The sequence below is a fragment of the Methylobacterium sp. A54F genome, assembly GCF_053346035.1.
Genome location: NZ_JBKFBF010000008.1, coordinates 62,342 through 79,050 on the forward strand (window position 1 = coordinate 62,342; position 16,709 = coordinate 79,050).

General features: G+C 72.5%; 20 protein-coding genes. 12 read left to right on the forward strand and 8 right to left on the reverse strand.

Annotated features, from left to right (window positions below; all coding sequences use genetic code 11):
- Positions 1-11: 11 nt before the first annotated feature.
- Positions 12-539 (reverse strand): chemotaxis protein CheW, encoded by a 528-nt coding sequence (locus ACLBXP_RS14525; protein WP_447668433.1) that lies wholly within the window; start codon positions 537-539, stop codon positions 12-14.
- Between the two features lie 408 nt (positions 540-947).
- Here ACLBXP_RS14525 and ACLBXP_RS14530 point away from each other — a divergent pair, with 408 nt between their 5' ends.
- The 8 genes from ACLBXP_RS14530 (at position 948) to ACLBXP_RS14565 (ending at position 7,270) form a co-directional block, all read left to right on the forward strand.
- Positions 948-2,723: an acetolactate synthase 3 large subunit gene (locus ACLBXP_RS14530; protein ID WP_447668434.1), complete on the forward strand. Its 1,776-nt coding sequence runs from the start codon at positions 948-950 to the stop codon at positions 2,721-2,723.
- Positions 2,724-2,748: 25 nt separating this feature from the next.
- Positions 2,749-3,291, forward strand: coding sequence for an acetolactate synthase small subunit (gene ilvN / locus ACLBXP_RS14535; RefSeq protein WP_447668435.1), 543 nt, complete (start codon positions 2,749-2,751; stop codon positions 3,289-3,291).
- A gap of 65 nt (positions 3,292-3,356) precedes the next feature.
- Positions 3,357-3,635 (forward strand): AbrB/MazE/SpoVT family DNA-binding domain-containing protein, encoded by a 279-nt coding sequence (locus ACLBXP_RS14540; protein ID WP_447668436.1) that lies wholly within the window; start codon positions 3,357-3,359, stop codon positions 3,633-3,635.
- Positions 3,628-3,999, forward strand: coding sequence for a type II toxin-antitoxin system PemK/MazF family toxin (locus ACLBXP_RS14545; protein ID WP_447668437.1), 372 nt, complete (start codon positions 3,628-3,630; stop codon positions 3,997-3,999). Before ACLBXP_RS14540 ends, ACLBXP_RS14545 begins: the two co-directional genes overlap by 8 nt.
- Positions 3,996-4,640: a glutathione S-transferase family protein gene (locus ACLBXP_RS14550; RefSeq protein ID WP_447668438.1), complete on the forward strand. Its 645-nt coding sequence runs from the start codon at positions 3,996-3,998 to the stop codon at positions 4,638-4,640. Before ACLBXP_RS14545 ends, ACLBXP_RS14550 begins: the two co-directional genes overlap by 4 nt.
- 91 nt (positions 4,641-4,731) lie before the next feature.
- Positions 4,732-5,418, forward strand: a complete 687-nt coding sequence (locus tag ACLBXP_RS14555; RefSeq protein ID WP_447668439.1) for a TetR/AcrR family transcriptional regulator C-terminal domain-containing protein — start codon at positions 4,732-4,734, stop codon at positions 5,416-5,418.
- A gap of 13 nt (positions 5,419-5,431) precedes the next feature.
- On the forward strand, positions 5,432-6,451 hold the full coding sequence (gene ilvC / locus ACLBXP_RS14560; RefSeq protein WP_447668440.1) for a ketol-acid reductoisomerase: 1,020 nt from the start codon (positions 5,432-5,434) through the stop codon (positions 6,449-6,451).
- A gap of 165 nt (positions 6,452-6,616) precedes the next feature.
- Positions 6,617-7,270: a pyridoxamine 5'-phosphate oxidase family protein gene (locus ACLBXP_RS14565; protein WP_447668441.1), complete on the forward strand. Its 654-nt coding sequence runs from the start codon at positions 6,617-6,619 to the stop codon at positions 7,268-7,270.
- Between the two features lie 12 nt (positions 7,271-7,282).
- On the opposite strand, the gene ACLBXP_RS14570 is transcribed toward ACLBXP_RS14565, so the two are convergent.
- The 4 genes from ACLBXP_RS14570 to ACLBXP_RS14585 all read right to left on the reverse strand — a co-directional run bounded on the left by ACLBXP_RS14570 (position 7,283) and on the right by ACLBXP_RS14585 (position 10,810).
- Complete coding sequence (locus ACLBXP_RS14570) at positions 7,283-7,975, reverse strand: haloacid dehalogenase type II (RefSeq protein ID WP_447668442.1); 693 nt, start codon at positions 7,973-7,975, stop codon at positions 7,283-7,285.
- The gene (trpS, locus tag ACLBXP_RS14575; protein WP_447668443.1) at positions 7,972-9,036 is read right to left on the reverse strand and encodes a tryptophan--tRNA ligase; all 1,065 of its coding nucleotides are present in this window, start codon (positions 9,034-9,036) and stop codon (positions 7,972-7,974) included. Before trpS ends, ACLBXP_RS14570 begins: the two co-directional genes overlap by 4 nt.
- A gap of 72 nt (positions 9,037-9,108) precedes the next feature.
- Complete coding sequence (locus ACLBXP_RS14580) at positions 9,109-9,936, reverse strand: endonuclease III domain-containing protein (protein ID WP_447668444.1); 828 nt, start codon at positions 9,934-9,936, stop codon at positions 9,109-9,111.
- Between the two features lie 97 nt (positions 9,937-10,033).
- Positions 10,034-10,810 carry a GyrI-like domain-containing protein gene (locus ACLBXP_RS14585; RefSeq protein ID WP_447668445.1) on the reverse strand — a complete coding sequence of 259 codons (777 nt, stop codon included), beginning with the start codon at positions 10,808-10,810 and terminating at the stop codon, positions 10,034-10,036.
- Positions 10,811-11,033: 223 nt separating this feature from the next.
- Between ACLBXP_RS14585 and dapF the strand changes: the two genes are divergently transcribed.
- Positions 11,034-11,921: a diaminopimelate epimerase gene (gene dapF / locus ACLBXP_RS14590; RefSeq protein ID WP_447668446.1), complete on the forward strand. Its 888-nt coding sequence runs from the start codon at positions 11,034-11,036 to the stop codon at positions 11,919-11,921.
- A 7-nt stretch (positions 11,922-11,928) separates the two neighbouring features.
- Complete coding sequence (gene mtaB, locus ACLBXP_RS14595; RefSeq protein WP_447668447.1) at positions 11,929-13,176, forward strand: tRNA (N(6)-L-threonylcarbamoyladenosine(37)-C(2))-methylthiotransferase MtaB; 1,248 nt, start codon at positions 11,929-11,931, stop codon at positions 13,174-13,176.
- Between the two features lie 32 nt (positions 13,177-13,208).
- Here the strand turns inward: mtaB and ACLBXP_RS14600 are convergent, their stop codons facing one another.
- Positions 13,209-13,904, reverse strand: a complete 696-nt coding sequence (locus ACLBXP_RS14600; RefSeq protein ID WP_447668448.1) for an RluA family pseudouridine synthase — start codon at positions 13,902-13,904, stop codon at positions 13,209-13,211.
- Between the two features lie 43 nt (positions 13,905-13,947).
- On the opposite strand from ACLBXP_RS14600, the gene ftsY reads away from it, so the two are divergent.
- Entirely contained in the window at positions 13,948-15,351 is a 1,404-nt protein-coding gene (gene ftsY / locus ACLBXP_RS14605; protein WP_447668449.1) for a signal recognition particle-docking protein FtsY, read from the forward strand.
- A 3-nt stretch (positions 15,352-15,354) separates the two neighbouring features.
- Here the strand turns inward: ftsY and ACLBXP_RS14610 are convergent, their stop codons facing one another.
- Together ACLBXP_RS14610 and ACLBXP_RS14615 are read right to left on the reverse strand one after the other, a co-directional pair.
- A complete protein-coding gene (locus ACLBXP_RS14610) occupies positions 15,355-15,744 on the reverse strand; it encodes a type II toxin-antitoxin system VapC family toxin (RefSeq protein ID WP_447668450.1) in 390 nt (129 codons plus the stop codon).
- Positions 15,741-16,001 carry a type II toxin-antitoxin system VapB family antitoxin gene (locus ACLBXP_RS14615; RefSeq protein ID WP_447668451.1) on the reverse strand — a complete coding sequence of 87 codons (261 nt, stop codon included), beginning with the start codon at positions 15,999-16,001 and terminating at the stop codon, positions 15,741-15,743. Before ACLBXP_RS14615 ends, ACLBXP_RS14610 begins: the two co-directional genes overlap by 4 nt.
- Before the next feature lie 90 nt (positions 16,002-16,091).
- Here ACLBXP_RS14615 and ACLBXP_RS14620 point away from each other — a divergent pair, with 90 nt between their 5' ends.
- A complete protein-coding gene (locus tag ACLBXP_RS14620; protein WP_447668452.1) occupies positions 16,092-16,703 on the forward strand; it encodes a septation protein A in 612 nt (203 codons plus the stop codon).
- Positions 16,704-16,709 lie beyond the last annotated feature (6 nt).

Genomic DNA, 16,709 nt, shown 5'->3' on the forward strand with positions numbered 1-16,709 from the left:
GCCTGCGTCGCTCAGACCGCGCCGAGGCCGGCGAGGCGCTCGCGCGCCGACGCCGTGAGCGCCGCGATGCGCGCCCGCTCCTCCGCGGTGAGGATGCGGCCTGCACCGAGCACGTGGACGAGCCGGTCGTGCCAGGACAGTCCGGCCTCGACGCAGCCGTTCAGGGTCCGGTCGTCGGGGACGGGCCGCAGCGCGTCGGGGGCCACCGTGACGAGGTCGGCGACGCGGTCCACCAGGAAGCCGGTCGCGCGGTCGGCCGCCAGGACGATGTGGGCGTAGGGGTCGGTTCCGGAGTCGGTTGGCCCGCCCGGCCGCAGGCCGAACAGGGCCGCCAGGTCGATCACCGGCACCGGCTCGCCGCCGAGGTTGAGGAAGCCCGCGAGGCTGCCTCCGGTGGCGGGGGGGCGATGCAGGTCCGGTAGCGGCAGGATCTCGGAGACGGCGCTCCGCGGCAGCGCGCAGGGCGTCCCGGCGACGTCGAGGAGGAGGTAGGCGAGGGGGGTGGCGCCCGCGCGGGCCGTCGCTGCGTCGGCGGTCATGGTCGGCGATCGGCGGCCCCTGGAGAGGGACGCCGGCCCGCTCGCCCGCGCCCCTGTGTCGGCCAGTGATAGGGCGGGCGCGGCGGGGCCGCAATCGGCTGCGCCGGGCCGCGGGCCCGGATCGGCGAATCGCTCGTCCGGGCGTTGACCGCGGTGCGGTGCTCCGCTATGAGACCCGACGCTTTTTCAGCGACTCACGCCGATCTCGGGCGTGGCGGCAAGGTCATCCGGACAACACCGATGCGCACGGTTCTCATCGTAGCGGAAGCGCCACTGACGGGGCGGGCCTGACGACAGGGTCCGCGATCCGGCCGGTGGCGCATGCAGGGTCCCGATCGGGGCCCTTTTTTGTTGCCCGCGGCAGGGTCGGTCGCAGCGGAGTTCGAGGACAGGTTCAAGGAGGAAGGCATGAGCGGCGAGGTCATGACCGGGGCCGAGATGGTCATCCGGGCGTTCCAGGATCAGGGCGTGGATACGCTGTTCGGTTACCCGGGCGGCGCCGTGCTTCCGATCTACGACGCGCTCTTCCACCAGAACGCCGTCAAGCACGTGCTGGTGCGCCACGAGCAGGGCGCGGTCCATGCCGCGGAGGGCTACGCGCGCTCCTCCGGCAAGGTCGGCTGCGTCCTCGTCACCTCGGGCCCCGGCGCCACCAACATCGTCACCGGCCTCACTGACGCGCTGCTCGACTCGATCCCGCTCGTCTGCATCACGGGCCAGGTGCCGACGCACCTGATCGGCACCGACGCGTTCCAGGAATGCGACACGGTCGGCATCACGCGCCACTGCACGAAGCACAACTACCTCGTGAAATCGATCGACGACCTGCCGCGCATCCTGCACGAGGCGTTCTACGTCGCGGCGAACGGCCGGCCCGGCCCCGTCGTCGTCGACCTGCCGAAGGACGTGCAGTTCGCGAGCGGCCTCTACGAGAAGCCGTCCTCCTCCGAGCACAAGACCTACCGCCCGGCCGTGAAGGGCGACGCCGACCGCATCCGCGCGGCGGTCGAGCTGATGGCCGGCGCGCGCCGCCCGGTCTTCTACACCGGCGGCGGCGTCATCAACTCGGGCCCCGAGGCCTCGCGCCTGCTGCGTGAGCTGGTGGCCGAGACGGGCTTCCCCGTCACCTCGACGCTGATGGGCCTCGGGGCCTTCCCGGCCTCGGACGACCGGTTCCTCGGGATGCTCGGCATGCACGGCACCTACGAGGCGAACCTCGCGATGCACGAGTGCGACGTGATGATCTGCGTCGGCGCCCGCTTCGACGACCGCATCACCGGCCGGCTCGACGCCTTCTCGCCCTACTCGAAGAAGATCCACATCGACGTGGACGCCTCCTCGATCAACAAGGTCGTCAAGGTCGACGTCGGCATCGTCGGCGATTGCGCCTCGGTGCTGGCCGACATGCTGGAGGCCTGGCGCGCCGCCCCGCGCCGGCCGGACGCCGCGGACCTCGAGCCGTGGTTCGGCAAGATCCGCACCTGGCGGGCGCGCGAGTGCCTGGCCTACTGGCCGTCGGGTACGATCATCAAGCCGCAATACGCCGTGCAGCGCCTCTACGAGGCCTGCAAGGACCGCGAGACCTACGTCACCACCGAGGTCGGGCAGCACCAGATGTGGGCGGCCCAGTACTTCAAGTTCGAGGAGCCGAACCGCTGGATGACCTCCGGCGGCCTCGGCACCATGGGCTACGGCCTGCCCGCCGCCATCGGCACGCAGCTCGCCCACCCGGACGGGCTCGTGATCGACATCGCCGGCGAGGCCTCGATCCTGATGAACATGCAGGAGCTCTCGACCGCCGTGCAGTACCGCCTGCCGGTCAAGATCTTCATCCTCAACAACGAGTACATGGGCATGGTGCGCCAGTGGCAGGAGCTGCTGCACGGCTCGCGCTACTCGCAGAGCTACTCGGAGAGCCTGCCGGACTTCGTGAAGCTCGCCGAGGCCTACGGCGCCAAGGGCATCCGCTGCGACAAGCCGGGCGAGCTCGACGGCGCGATCGCGGAGATGCTCGCCTATGACGGGCCGGTGATCTTCGACTGCATCGTCGACAAGACCGAGAACTGCTTCCCGATGATCCCCTCCGGCAAGGCCCACAACGAGATGCTGCTCTCCGACTACCTCGGCGAGACCGGCGTCGAGCTCGGAGACGTGATCTCCGAGGAAGGCAAGATGCTGGTCTGAGCCGGATACAGGGGAGCCCAGGGGCATGAACGCCATGAACACGCACTACCCCGACCCGGTGCGGGTCGAGCCCGTCAACCGGCACACCCTCGCGGTGATCGTCGACAACGAGCCGGGCGTCCTCGCCCGGATCTCGGGCATGTTCTCCGGCCGCGGCTACAACATCGAGAGCCTGACGGTGTCGGAGTCGGAGGAGGCGCGCCACCTCTCCCGCATCACCATCGTGACGACGGGCACCAACGCGGTGATCGAGCAGATCAAGGCCCAGCTCGACCGCCTCGTGCCGGTGCACCGCGTCGTGGACCTCACGCTCCAGGGCAACGCGCTGGAGCGTGAGATCTGCCTCGTGAAGGTGGTGGGCGAGGGCGACCACCGCTCGGAGGCCCTGCGGCTCGCCGCCGCCTTCGGGGCCAAGACCCTCGACGCGACGCTGAACTCCTTCGTGTTCGAGCTGACCGGCTCCACCGAGGAGGTCGACCGCTTCATCCGCCTGATGAGCGTGATCGGCCTCGTCGAGATCTGCCGCACCGGCATCGCCGCCATGGGCCGCGGGGCGGAGCCGCTGTAGGAGGCCGGGCGTCCCGGCTGCGGCTCTGCTAGGTTGGTGGTTTACGCAATCCGGGAGATCCGGCCATGGATGCCAAGATCGTTCGGCGCGGCGACGACTTCGCCGTGGAGCTCGTCGCCGAAGAGGCCGCGCAGGCCGGCATCAGCGAAGGACAGGCCCTGCCCGTCGTGCTGAAGCCGGGCGCCGCCGGGCCCGGAGGCCGGCCGCGGCGCACCCTCAACGGCGAGCCGATCCCCACCCTCGCGGACATGATCGCCGAGATGGATCGCCTGGGACCCGAGAATCGGCCCGCGGTGATCGATTGGGGTCCGGATGTCGGGGCGGAAATCATCCGCGATGACTGACGACGCCGCGCCGCTCTCGGCCGGCGACCTCGTCTGGGTCGATCTGCGCCCGACCCTTGGCCGGGAGCAGAGCGGCGTCAGGCCGGCGGTCGTGCTGTCGGGCGAAGAATTCCATCGGCGCAACGAGACGGCGATCATCTGCCCGATCACCCGGAACGTGACGCCCTGGCCGACGAAGGTGCTGCTGCCCGACGGTCTCGCGGTCGGCGGGGCCGTGCTGATCGACCAGATCCGCTGCGTCGACCGGGCCGCGCGCGGATTCCGCCGCGTCGGCTCCGTGCCGGCCGACCTTCTGCTCAGGATCCGTCTGACCCTGGCCGAACTGCTCGACATTCCGCCCGGGCCGAACCAGGAATCCCCATGACCGCCCGCACCCTCTACTACGCCCCCGGCGCCTGCTCGCTCGCCGCCCACATCGTGCTGGAGGAGACCGGCGCGCCCTTCGAGACCGTGCGGCTGAACCTGCAGGCCGGCGACCAGCGGGCGCCCGAGTACCTCGCCGTCAACGAGCGCGGCCGCGTGCCGGCGCTCTACGAGGAGGGCTGGGTGCTCACCGAGAACACGGCGCTGATGCGCCACGTCGCCCGCGCCCACCCCGAGGCCGGGCTCTGGCCGGCCGGGCTGCGCGAGCAGGCGGTGGCGGACGAGTGGCTCGGCTGGCTCTCGACCAACCATCACCCCGCCTACGCGCACGTCCGCCGGGCGGAGCGCTACAGCACCGACGAGGCGGCCCACCCGGGCATCCGCGCGCGGGGCGCCGACACCTACGGCGACCTCTGCACGATGACCGAGGTGCGCCTCTCGAACGGCGGCTGGGCGGTCGGGGACCGCTACAGCGTGGTCGATCCCTATCTCCTGCTGTTCTGGATCTGGGGCCGCGGCCCGGCGCTGCGGTTCGACATGGCCGAGCGCTTCCCGGCCTGGACGGCCCATGCCCGCGCCATGGCGGGTCGCCCCGCCGTGCAGCGGGTCTTCGCCCGCGAGGGTCTCGACCTCCCGGCCTGACGGCGCGCGAATTCCGGTCCGGCTCCGCTTGCGCCGCACCCCGAATCGGCCTAACGCACGTACCGTACGGTACGGTACTGAGCCCGGAACGATGCGAGCCGCCACGCAGGACCAGCATGAGACGCCGCCGGAAGCGGCCCAGGCCGCGCCCTCGGCCCGCCAGCAGGCGGTGCTCGACGCGGTGCTCGCCCTCATGGTTGAGGGCGGCGACCAGCTGACCATGGACGCGGTGGCCCGCCGCGCGAGCTGCTCGAAGGAGACGCTCTACAAGTGGTTCGGCGACCGCGACGGCCTCCTCACCGCGACGGTGCGGTGGCAGGCCTCCCGGGTCCATGCCGGCCGCTACGCGACGGCGTTCCTCGACGTCGCGACGCTCACCGAGAGCCTGCGGGACTTCGCCGCGACCTGGCTCTCGGTGATCACGAGCAGCACCTCGGTGGCCCTCAACCGGATCGCCATCGGGCATGCGGGCTCGCGCAAGAGCAACCTCGGGGCGATCGTCCTCGCCAACGGGCGCTTCGTCATCGGGGAGCGGGTCAAGCCCGTCCTGGAGGCGGGGCGCGCCGCCGGGCTCCTCGCCTTCGAGGACAGCGAGACGGCGTTCCGAACCTTCTTCGGCCTCGTCGGCCGCGACGTGCAGATCCGGCTCCTGCTGGGCGACGCCGTCGCGCCGGATCCGGTCGAGATCCGGCGCGACGCGAGCCGCGCCGTCGAGCAGTTCCTGGCCCTCTACGGGCCGGGCGCACCCCACACCCCCGACGCCACGCACACAACCTGAAAGGGAGAGACCGATGCGGGTTTACTACGATCGCGACGCCGACCTGAACCTGATCAAGGGCAAGAAGGTCGTCATCGTCGGCTACGGCAGCCAGGGCCACGCCCACGCGCTTAACCTGCGCGACTCGGGCGTCAAGGACGTCGTGATCGCGCTCCGCGAAGGCTCCGCGACCGCCCGCAAGGCCGAGGCCGAGGGCTTCACGGTGATGTCCGTCGCCGAGGCCGCCAAGCAGGCCGACGTCGTGATGATGCTCACCCCCGACGAATTGCAGGGCGACATCTACCGGGAGTCGCTGGAGCAGAACATGAAGCAGGGCGCCGCCCTGCTGTTCGCCCACGGCCTCAACGTCCACTTCAACCTGATCGAGCCCCGCAAGGACCTCGACGTGCTGATGGTCGCCCCGAAGGGCCCGGGCCACACCGTGCGCTCCGAGTACCTGCGCGGCGGCGGCGTGCCGACGTTGATCGCCATCGCCCAGGACGCGAGCGGAAACGCCCACGACCTCGGCCTCTCCTACGCCTCCGCCAACGGCGGCGGCCGCGCCGGCATCATCGAGACGACCTTCAAGGAGGAGTGCGAGACCGACCTGTTCGGCGAGCAGGCCGTGCTCTGCGGCGGCCTCGTCGAGCTGATCAAGGCCGGCTTCGAGACCCTGGTCGAGGCGGGCTACGCCCCCGAGATGGCCTATTTCGAGTGCCTGCACGAGGTGAAGCTGATCGTCGACCTCATCTACGAGGGCGGCATCGCCAACATGAACTACTCGATCTCGAACACCGCCGAGTACGGCGAGTACGTCACCGGCCCGCGCATCGTCACGCCCGAGACCAAGGCCGAGATGAAGCGCGTCCTCAACGACATCCAGTCGGGCATCTTCACCCGCAACTGGATGCTGGAGAACCGGGTCAACCAGACCTCGTTCAAGGCGACCCGCGCCAAGCTCGCCGCCCACCCGATCGAGGAGGTCGGCGCCAAGCTCCGCGGCATGATGCCGTGGATCTCCGAGAAGGCGCTCGTGGACAAGTCCCGCAACTGACCGCGCGTGGCGTGCCGGGCGCCGCCCGGCCGCTTCGAGCGAAGGGCCGGCTCCGCGGATCGCGGGGCCGGCCTTTTCGCATGGGCGCGGCGGTTGCGGTCGGCCCGGGTTTGCGGCCATCATCCGGCAGCGGCCCCGCGTGCAAGGAGGGCCCGGGAGGAAACGATGGCGTCACTCTACTCGGAGGCGCACCGCGCGCTGCAGAACGAGTTCGGCACGGTCAAGCTCGCGAACCGGCTCGATACCGACTGGGTGCACGAGGCGATCCAGCCCGACGAGGCCGCCTTCATCGGCTCGCGCGACATGTTCTTCCTCTCGACCGTCGATCCGGACGGCATGCCCACCGTCTCCTACAAGGGCGGCGCGCCGGGCTTCGTGAAGGTGACGGGCGAGACGAGCCTGGTCTTCCCCGGCTTCGACGGGAACGGCATGTTCTACTCGATGGGCAACATCGAGGGGCAGGCCAAGGTCGGCCTGCTGTTCATCGACTTCGAGACGCCGCACCGGGTGCGCGTCCAGGGCCGCGCGAGCCTGCTGCGGGACGACCCGCTGATGGCCGAGTACACCGAGGCCAAGTACTTGGTGCGCGTCGACGTCACCAAGATCTGGGTCAACTGCCCGCGCTACATCCACAAGTACCAGAAGGTCGCGCAGAACAAGTACGTGCCGAGCCCCGGCCGCGAGACCCCGCTCGCCGCCTGGAAGCGCCTCGACCTCGCCGGCGACGTGATCAGCGACGCCGACAAGGCCCGCGTCGCCAAGGAAGGCCGCCTGGAGGTCTCCGAGTACGAGGCGCTGGTGGCCCGCGGCGAGGCGTAGGCGTCGCTGAACTCAGCAGCCGAGGCGGTCCGCCAGCGCCGCGAGGTCGGGGACCGCGTGGGTGACCGGCCCGGCGGGCGCGGTCTCGCCGCCCGCCGGCCCGTGCTCGCGGGGGCGCGCGACGTGGGCGGTGGCGAGGCCCTCGGCCGCGGCCGCCGCGAGGTCGTCCGAGTGGGCGGCGACCATCAGCGTGCCCCCGGCCGGGAAGCCGAGGGCCGCCACCGCGTCGCGGTAGACGACCGGCATCGGCTTGTAGGCGCGCGAGTGGCCGGCTCCGAGGATCGCGTCGAAGACGAACCCGTTGCGCCGGGCGAGATCGGCCATCAGCCGGACCGGGCCGTTGGAGAGGGGCGCCAGGAGGTGGCGGGTCCGCAGGCGCGCGAGGGCCGCCGGCACCTCGGGCCAGGCATCGAGCCGGTGCCAGGCCTGCACGAGGTCGCGGGCGACCGCCTCGGGCAGCGGGCCGAGGCCGAACGCCGCCGCGACCGCGGGGAGCGACTCGGCGTGCAGGACATCGAGGTCGACGTAGGCCCGCCGGCCGGAGCGCACGGTTTCCATCGAGGGCTGGTAGCGGGCGCGCCACGCATCCGCGAAGGCGCCCCCGTCGAGGCCGGGGATCAGCCGCTCCGCCTCCCGCGCGACCCCCGAGCGCCAGTCCACCAGCGTCCCGAAGACGTCGAAGACGAGCGCCCCGGCAAGCGTCACGCCGCCCCCGGGTCCCGGGCCTGGCCCCGCCGCACGAAGCCGACGATGTCGTAGACGGCGGCGAGGTTCGGGGCCGCGATGGCCTCCGCCCGCGCCGCGCCGTCGGCCAGGATGGCGTCGATGTGGGCCGGGTCGGCGGTGAGCCGGCGCATCTCGGCGCCGAGGGGGGCGAGCTTCTCGACGGCGAGCTCCACGAGCGCGCCCTTGAAGGCCGAGAACTGGCCGCCGCCGTACTGGCCGAGCACGGCCTCTCGGGTGGTGTCGGCGAGCGCCGCGAAGATGCCCACGAGGTTGTCGGCCTCGGGCCGGCCGGCGAGCCCCGCGACCTCCGAGGGGAGGGCGTCCGGGTCGGTCTTGGCCTTGCGCACCTTCTGGGCGATGGCGTCGGCATCGTCCGTGAGGTTGATGCGCGAATTGTCGGAGGGGTCCGACTTCGACATCTTCTTGGTGCCGTCCCGCAGGCTCATCACCCGCGCGGCCGGGCCGCCGATCAGCGGCTCGGTGATGGGGAAGAAGCCCTCGCCGTGGCCTTGCGCCGCGATCGCGGCGGAGAAGTCGTTGTTGAACTTCTGCGCGATGTCGCGGGTCAGCTCCAGGTGCTGCTTCTGGTCCTCGCCGACCGGCACGTGCGTCGCCCGGTAGGCCAGGATGTCGGCCGCCATCAGCACGGGGTAGTCGTAGAGGCCGACGCTGGCGTTCTCCCGGTCCTTGCCGGCCTTGTCCTTGAACTGGGTCATGCGGTTCAGCCAGCCGAGGCGGGCGACGCAGTTGAACACCCAGGCGAGCTGGGCGTGCTGCGGCACCTGGGACTGGTTGAAGACGATGGAGCGCCGGGGGTCGATGCCCGCCGCGATGAAGGCCGCCGTGACCTCGCGGATCTGGCTCCGCAGCGCGTCCGGGTCCTGCCAGAGGGTGATCGCGTGGAGGTCGACCACGCAGTAGAGGCACTGGGCCCTGGCCTGCATCTCGACGAAGCGCTTGATGGCGCCGAGATAGTTGCCGAGGTGCAGGTTCCCGGTCGGCTGGACGCCCGAGAAGACCAGTTCCTTGAACGCGGCCATGCCCGCACGCCCCCTGCCCGCCGGATGCCCCGCTCGGCGATCGCGGGGTTCTGACCGCCCCCCCTCGCCCCGTCAAGGCTCCCGCAGGTCGACCCGCCGCGAGGGGCAGAGGTCCACGAGAACGCAGCGCCCGCAGGCCGGACGCGCATGGTGGCAGACGTTCTGCCCGTGCAGCATCAGGATCTCGTGATTGTCGTAGAGGTCCTGCGCGCTCCAGTCGGCCGGGAGCTGCGCCCGGAGGATCGGGTGGGCGGGCCCCACGTCGATGCGGGGGCCGACGAGGCCGAGGCGCTGGGCGACCCGGTGATGGTGGCTGTCGACCGGCAAGGCCGGCATCCGCAGCGTCGAGAACGAGAGCACCGCCGCGCTGGTCTTAGGACCGACGCCGGGAATCGCCTCCAGCCAGGCGCGCGCCGCCTCGACCCCGAGACCGGCGAGGAAGCCGAGGTCGAGGCTGCCGTGGCGTGCCTGGACCGCGCGCAGGATCGCCTGGATGCGGGGCGCCTTCAGCTCCGGCCAGGTGACGCCGCGGATCAGCGCCTCGATCTCGGGGACCGGCGCGTCGAGGAGGTCCGACCAGTCCGGGAAGCGGGCCCGCAGGGCCTTGAAGGCGCGCCCCGAATCGGCGTTGCGGGTCCGGTGCGAGAGGAGCGAGGAGACGAGCTCGCTCAGGGGGTCCAGGCTGTGGAAGTACGGGATCGGGCAGCCGTAGACCGGGCAGAGCCGGGCATGGACCGCCAGCGCCTTCTCGGCGAGCGCCGGATCGGCGGGAGCCGCCACCGGGCGGGCGCGCCGGCGCGGGGCGGGCCGGGCTTCGGGCGGGTTCGGGTCCGCGCGCGGGCCCTCGATCGGCGCGTGGTTCGTGAGGGGTCGGCCCAGAAGGGGGCTGCTGCTCGCCATGAGGGGCGAATCTCCGATCCGGGCCGCGGGTTCCGGGGCCCGTCCCGTCGGCTCGCCGGGCGCGTCACTTCGCTGCGCCCGTCACCGGCAGCCCGCGTTACTTCACCAGGGCGTAGATGTTCACGTCGAGCTTGGCGTCGGTCTTGTCGGTGAGGTCGGTGACGTATTCCTCCACGAAGCGGTCCTGCACCACGACGTCCTTGGCGTCGAGGTAGGCCGTCAGGGTCTCGTAGGTGCCGTCGATCTCGTCGTAGCTGCCCTTGTGGGAGAAGCGCAGCGCCTTGCCGCTCGGGGTGGTGCCGAAGCGGACGCCCTCGCCCTCGGGGGGCTTGGGATCCGGCATCCGCTCGACCGGCACCATCGCCTCGAACTGGAAGCCGTCGTCGTCGGTGCGGGTGAACACGGCGATCGGCCGCCCTGCCGGCGCGATGCCGGCCTTGGCGAGATCCGCCTCGATGCGCGCGAAGCTGGCCTTGAGGGTCGGCAGCGCCTCCTCCCACTTGGTCTTGCCGGATAGGATCGCCGCGGGCTTGGCCGGCAGGGAGACCGCGTCCACGTCGTCGGCATCCGCCGGCGCCGGCACCAGCGTGGCGCGGGGCGCCGCGGGCGCGCCGGGGACGGGAGCACCGGTCGGCGGCGCGATGGCCTTGTCGGGGGCGGGGGCCGTGGTCCGGTTCGGGTCGGGCTTGCCGGTATCCGGCACCGTGGTGGTCGGCAGCGGGTTCGTCTCCGCGGGGGAGGGGGCCGTGGAGGGCGGCGGGGCGGCGCCCGCCGGGGGCGCCGCCGGCTTGTCCTGCGCGACCGCCGGCAGGGCGGCGAGGAGGGCGGTGGCGAGGGCGCCAGCGAGAGCGAGGGACGGCGTGGGGCGGGTCAAGGAGGCGCTCCGGCAGGAACGGGCCGCCCCCGCATCCGGCGGGAGGGCCCTCGTGCGCCAAGGTAGTGTCGAACCGGGGCCATCGCGAGGTGGAAGTTCGCCCGCGCAGGACCGCGACCCAGACCCGCGACCCAGACCCGCGACCCGGCACGGGTGCGCGGGCGCGCGCATTGCCATATAGCGGGCCGGACAGACACGAGGCCCCGGCACGATCCGACCGAGCATGAGCGCACTCGCCCACAGACGATTCCTGAAGATGCACGGTGCCGGCAACGCCATCGTGGTGCTCGACCTGCGCGGCTCGGACCTGCGCGTCCGGCCGGAGGAGGCCCAGGCCATCGCGGGCGACACCCACTCGGCCTTCGACCAGCTGATGGTGCTGCACGACCCCCTGCGGCCCGGCACCGACGCTTCCATGCGCATCTACAACACCGACGGCTCGGAATCGGGCGCCTGCGGCAACGGCACCCGCTGCGTCGCCTTCGCGATGCTCGACGACCCCGCCATGGCGCGGCCCGCCGAGAGCGGCCGCCTCACCCTCGAGACCGTGGCGGGCCTCGTCGAGGTCAAGCGCGTGGCCGACCGCTCCTTCACGGTGGACATGGGCCGCCCGCGCCTCGCCTGGGACGAGATCCCGCTGCGCGATCCCTTTCCGGACACCCGCCGGATCGAGCTGCAGATCGGGCCGATCGACGATCCGATCCTGCACTCGCCGGGCGTCGTCAGCATGGGCAACCCGCACGCCGTGTTCTTCACCGAGCGCGACCCGGACAGCTTCGACCTAGCCCGGATCGGCCCGATGCTGGAGAACCACCCCGTCTTCCCCGAGCGCGCCAACATCTCGGTGGCCCGGGTGACCGGGCGCGAGGCGATCAAGCTGCGCGTCTGGGAACGCGGCGCCGGGCTGACGCTCGCCTGCGGCACCGCCGCCTGCGCGACCGTGGTGGCGGCCTCGCGCCTGCGCATGATCGGCCGCCAGGCGACAGTGAGCCTGCCCGGCGGCGACCTGTTCATCGAGTGGCGGGCCGACGACCACGTGCTGATGACGGGCCCGGTGTTCCTCGAGGGCGAGGGCACGCTGGCGCCCGAGCTGTTCGCGCACCTGCACTGAGGCGCGCGTGCCCGTCGAGATCCTGACCTTCGGCTGCCGCCTCAACGCGGTGGAATCGGAGGTGATGCGCAGCGCCCCCCACGGGGAGGCCGGGACGCCGGGGGCAGGCGAGCGCGTCATCGTGAACACCTGCGCGGTCACGGCGGAGGCCGGCCGGCAGGCCCGCAAGGCGATCCGGCGCATCGCCCGGGCGCGGCCCGAAGCCGAGATCGTGGTGACGGGCTGCGGCGCCGAGGTCGAGACCGCCGCCTACGCCGCCATGCCCGAGGTCGCCCGCCTCGTGGGGAACGCCGAGAAGCTGCGGGCCACCACCTGGACGCCGGGCGCCCCGAACCGCGACCGGGCGCCGGCCGAGGACATCATGGCGGTGCGCGAGGCGCCCGCGACGCACGTCACGGGCCTCTCGGGGCACACGCGGGCTTTCGTGCCCGTGCAGAACGGCTGCGACCACCGCTGCACCTTCTGCGTCATCCCGTTCGGGCGCGGCAACTCGCGCTCCGTGGCGCCCGAGGCGGTGGTGGATCAGGTCGCCCGCATCGTGGCGCATGGCGGGCGCGAGGTGGTGCTGACCGGCGTCGACCTCACCGCCTACGGGCGCGACCGCGACGGCGCGCCGGGCCTCGGGCGCCTCGTCCAGGCGATCCTCGCGGGGGTGCCGGACCTCGCGCGGCTGCGCCTCTCCTCTATCGACTCGGTCGAGGCCGATCCGGCCCTGATGGAGGCGCTCGCCTCCGAGGCCCGCCTGATGCCCCACCTCCACCTGTCCCTCCAGGCCGGCGACGACCGCGTGCTCAAGCGGATGAAGCGCCGGCACCTGCGCGCCGACGCGATCCGCTTCTGCCGCGAGGCGCGCCGCCTGCGCCCGGGCCTCGTGCTCGGCGCCGACCTGATCGCGGGCTTCCCCACGGAGACGGAGGACGGGTTCGCCCGCACCCTCGACCTCGTCGACGCGTGCGGCCTCACGCACCTCCACGTCTTCCCCTACTCGCCCCGCCCCGGCACGCCGGCGGCGCGGATGCCGGCGGTCGCGCCGGAGGCCGTGCGCGACCGCGCGGCACGGCTGCGCGCGGCCGGCGCGGCGGCCCTCCACCGCCACCTCGACGGCGAGGTCGGGGCCCTCCGCCGGGTGCTCGCGGAGCGCGGCGGCACCGGCCGCACCGAGGGCTTCACCCCGGTGCGCCTCGCCGCCGAGCCCGGCAGCCTCGTGGACGTGCGGATCACCGGCCACGACGGGCGGGCCCTGATCGCGGCCTGACGCCTTCGCCCAGGCGCCGCGCGGGCCTGGCGCTACCCGCTCCAGCCGCAGGCGGCGAGCCCCGGCCGCATGTGGTCCGGCGCCGGCGCCTCGACGACGATGGCGGGGCGCTTCGGGTAGAGCGGCAGGCCGAGGCGGTGGGCGTGGAGCTGCAGGCCCGGCCCGCCCGAGCGCGGTGCGCCCCCGTAGATCGCGTCGCCCCGGATCGGGAAGCCCAGCGCCGCGCAATGCACGCGAAGCTGATGGGTGCGTCCGGTGACGGGCTCGAGCTCCAGCCAGGCGGAGCCGTCCGGCGCGCGGCCGAGGACCCGCCAGCGCGTCAGCGCCGGGTCGCCGGACGGATCCGCCTTCATCCACCAGGAGCGGGGATCCTCCGAGCGCCGGGCGAGGGGCAGGTCGATCGCGCCGCTCTCCTCGGGCGGCCCGCCCTCCACGATCGCCCAGTAGCGCTTCTCCGCCGCGCCGATGGCGAACAGGCGGTTGAGGCGCGCGAGCGCCTTGGCGTGGCGCCCAAGCGCGAGGCAGCCCGAGGTGTCGCGGTCGAGCCGGTGCACCGCCTCCGGCCGCCGCGGCAGGCCGAAGCGCAGGGCGTCGAGGTGGTCGGTGAGGGTTTCCCCGCCTCGCGGGCCCGGATGCACGGGCAGCCCCGCCGGCTTGTCGATGACGAGCAGGAGGGCATCGCGGTAGAGGAGCCGGGGCCCTATCTCTGACGGCAGCGCGGTGGACATGCGCGCCGGGTATGGCCTCCGGCCCGCGGGAGCAAGGACGTTCATGAACGGAGACGAGAAGCCGGGCTGGTTCGGCCGCCTGTTCGGGCGCAAGGGCAGCACCGAGGAGAGCCTCCCCGAGAAGAGCAGCACCGAAGACACGTCGCCCGGGGGCGAGCCGCCCGCGGACGCGACGGCCTCGCCCGCCGAGGGCCGGCCCGACTTCGCCACCGGCGCGGACGACCTGCGGGCGGTGCCGCTGCCCCCGAGCGAGCCCGCCCCCGACGATCCCGGCCGTAATGCCGTGCCGGACGAGATCGAGGGCGCGGACCTGCAGCCCATCGAGGGCGAGCCGGAGCGGCCGCCCTCCGGCACCGCGGGCGACCCGCCCGAACGGGGTGCCGAGCCGGCGAACACCACCACGGCGAGCTTCGCGCCCCTTCCGGGTGGATCGCCCGCGGTGCCGGAAGGCCCGAGCGAGACCGACATCCAGCCGGTCGACGCGGCCGCCGCCATCGCCAACGACGCCGCGAAGGAGCCGGAGGCGCGCGGCTGGTGGGGCCGCCTCACCTCCGGCATGCGGCGCACCTCCTCGAACCTGTCGGACCGGGTCACCGGGCTCTTCACCAAGCGCAAGCTCGACGCGACGACCCTCGAGGACCTGGAGGATGCCCTGATCCAGGCCGATTTCGGCATCGAGACCGCGGCCCGGATCTCGGAGGCGGTCGGCAAGGGCCGCTACGAGAAGGGCATCTCGCCGGACGCGGTGCGGGAGATCCTCGCTACCGAGGTCGAGCGGGCCCTCGCCCCCGTCGCGGAGCCCCTCGCGGTCGATGCCGCGCGCAAGCCGTTCGTGGTCCTGATGGTCGGCGTCAACGGTGCGGGCAAGACTACCACCATCGGCAAGCTCGCCCTCAAGCTGCGGGCGGAGGGACGCAGCGTGATGCTCGCGGCCGGCGATACCTTCCGGGCGGCGGCGGTCGACCAGCTCAAGGTCTGGGGCGAGCGCACGGGCACGCCGGTGATCACCCGGCCCGAGGGCGCCGACGCGGCCGGCCTCGCCTTCGACGCGCTGGAGGCCGCGCAGCGCGAGGGCACCGACGTGCTCCTCATCGACACGGCCGGCCGGCTCCAGAACAAGGCCGGCCTGATGGCGGAGCTGGAGAAGATCGTGCGGGTGATGCGCAAGCGCGACCCCGAGGCGCCCCACGCCACCCTCCTCGTCCTCGACGCGACGGTCGGCCAGAACGCCCTGAGCCAAGTCGAGCTGTTCTCGCAGGCGGCCCCGGTGAGCGGCCTGGTGATGACGAAGCTCGACGGCACCGCGCGGGGCGGGATCCTGGTGGCGCTCGCCGCGAAGTTCGGCCTGCCCGTCCACTTCATCGGCGTCGGCGAGGGCGTCGAGGACCTCGAACCCTTCACGGCGCGCGACTTCGCCCGGGCCATCGCGGGGCTCGAGAAGGACTGAGGCTCAGGGGCCGGCCGCCACGACGTCCGTGCGGGCGAAGTCGTCGCCCTTGTAGAGCAGCGGCGCGTCGAGCGCCGTGGCCAGCGCGTAGGCGAAGCAGTCCCCGAAGTTCAGCCCAGCCGGGTGGCGGCCCTTGCCGTAGCGCGCGAACGCGTCGGCCGCCCGGCGGGCGAGGGCTTCGTCGAGGGGATGGATGGTGATGCCCCGAGCGTCGAGCCAGGCATCGAGGAGACGGCGGCCGTCCTCGCGGCGCGAAGCCACGATCGCACATTCGAGGTAGGTCGGCGCAGCCATGTAGCGCGGCTCCGCAAGCGCCAGGATCCCGGAAAGGCGCTCCGCCTCGGGCTCATGAAACAGGATCGCTGCGAAGGCCGAGCTGTCGACGACGATCACGCCGGCAAGCCGTTCTCGTCCCAGGCCAGGATCTCCTCGACCGGTCGCGGGTCGACGAGGGGCCGGGCGTTCCAATCGCGTCGCAGGATCTCGTCCGAGGACAACCCCTCGCCGACGCGACGGGCACGCTCCGCCTCGAGCCGCGCCCGCTCGCGCAGCAGCAGGTCCCGGAGGAGGTCGGGCTCCCGCCGGCCGGTCCAGGCGGTCAGGTCGCCGAGCAGGCTCTCGACCTCCGGATCCTCGATGGTGATGGACATGATGCGCCTGCCGCCGATACAGAGCCTCGTCAGGAATTCTAGCGGGGCCGCCGCCACGAGGCCAGGGCCCGCCCCAGGGCTGCCCGGTTGATGCAGATCGAATCCGTCCCCCCGCGCCGCCACCTCGCCCCGCTGCCGAAGCTCGCCCTGGAACTCGGGCCACTGGTGCTGTTCTTCCTCGGCAACGCCTACGCGGAGCGCTTCGGGGTCGCCGAGAGCCAGAAGCTGTTCGTGGCCACCGGCCTGTTCATCGTCGCCACCGTGACGGCGCTGGCGATCCACTTCGCCCTGGTGCGGCGCCTGCCCATCATGCCGCTCGTGTCCGGCGTCGTCGTGGTGGTGTTCGGCGGCCTGACGCTCGCGCTGCAGGACAAGACCTTCATCATGGTGAAGCCCACCATCGTGAACACCCTGTTCGGGCTCGTCCTGCTCGGGGGGCTGGCCTTCGGCAAGTCGCTCCTCTCCGTCGTCCTCGACAGCATGTTTGCGCTCACCGACGAGGGCTGGCGCAAGCTGACCTTCCGCTGGGGGCTGTTCTTCCTCGCCCTCGCCGTCCTCAACGAGGTGGTGTGGCGCACGCAGACCGAGAATTTCTGGGTGAACTTCAAGGTCTTCGGCATCATGCCGCTCACCGTCGCCTTCGCGCTCGCGCAGACGCCGCTGCTGACCCGCTACGAGCGCAAGGACGGCCCGGCCGCCTGAGGGGGA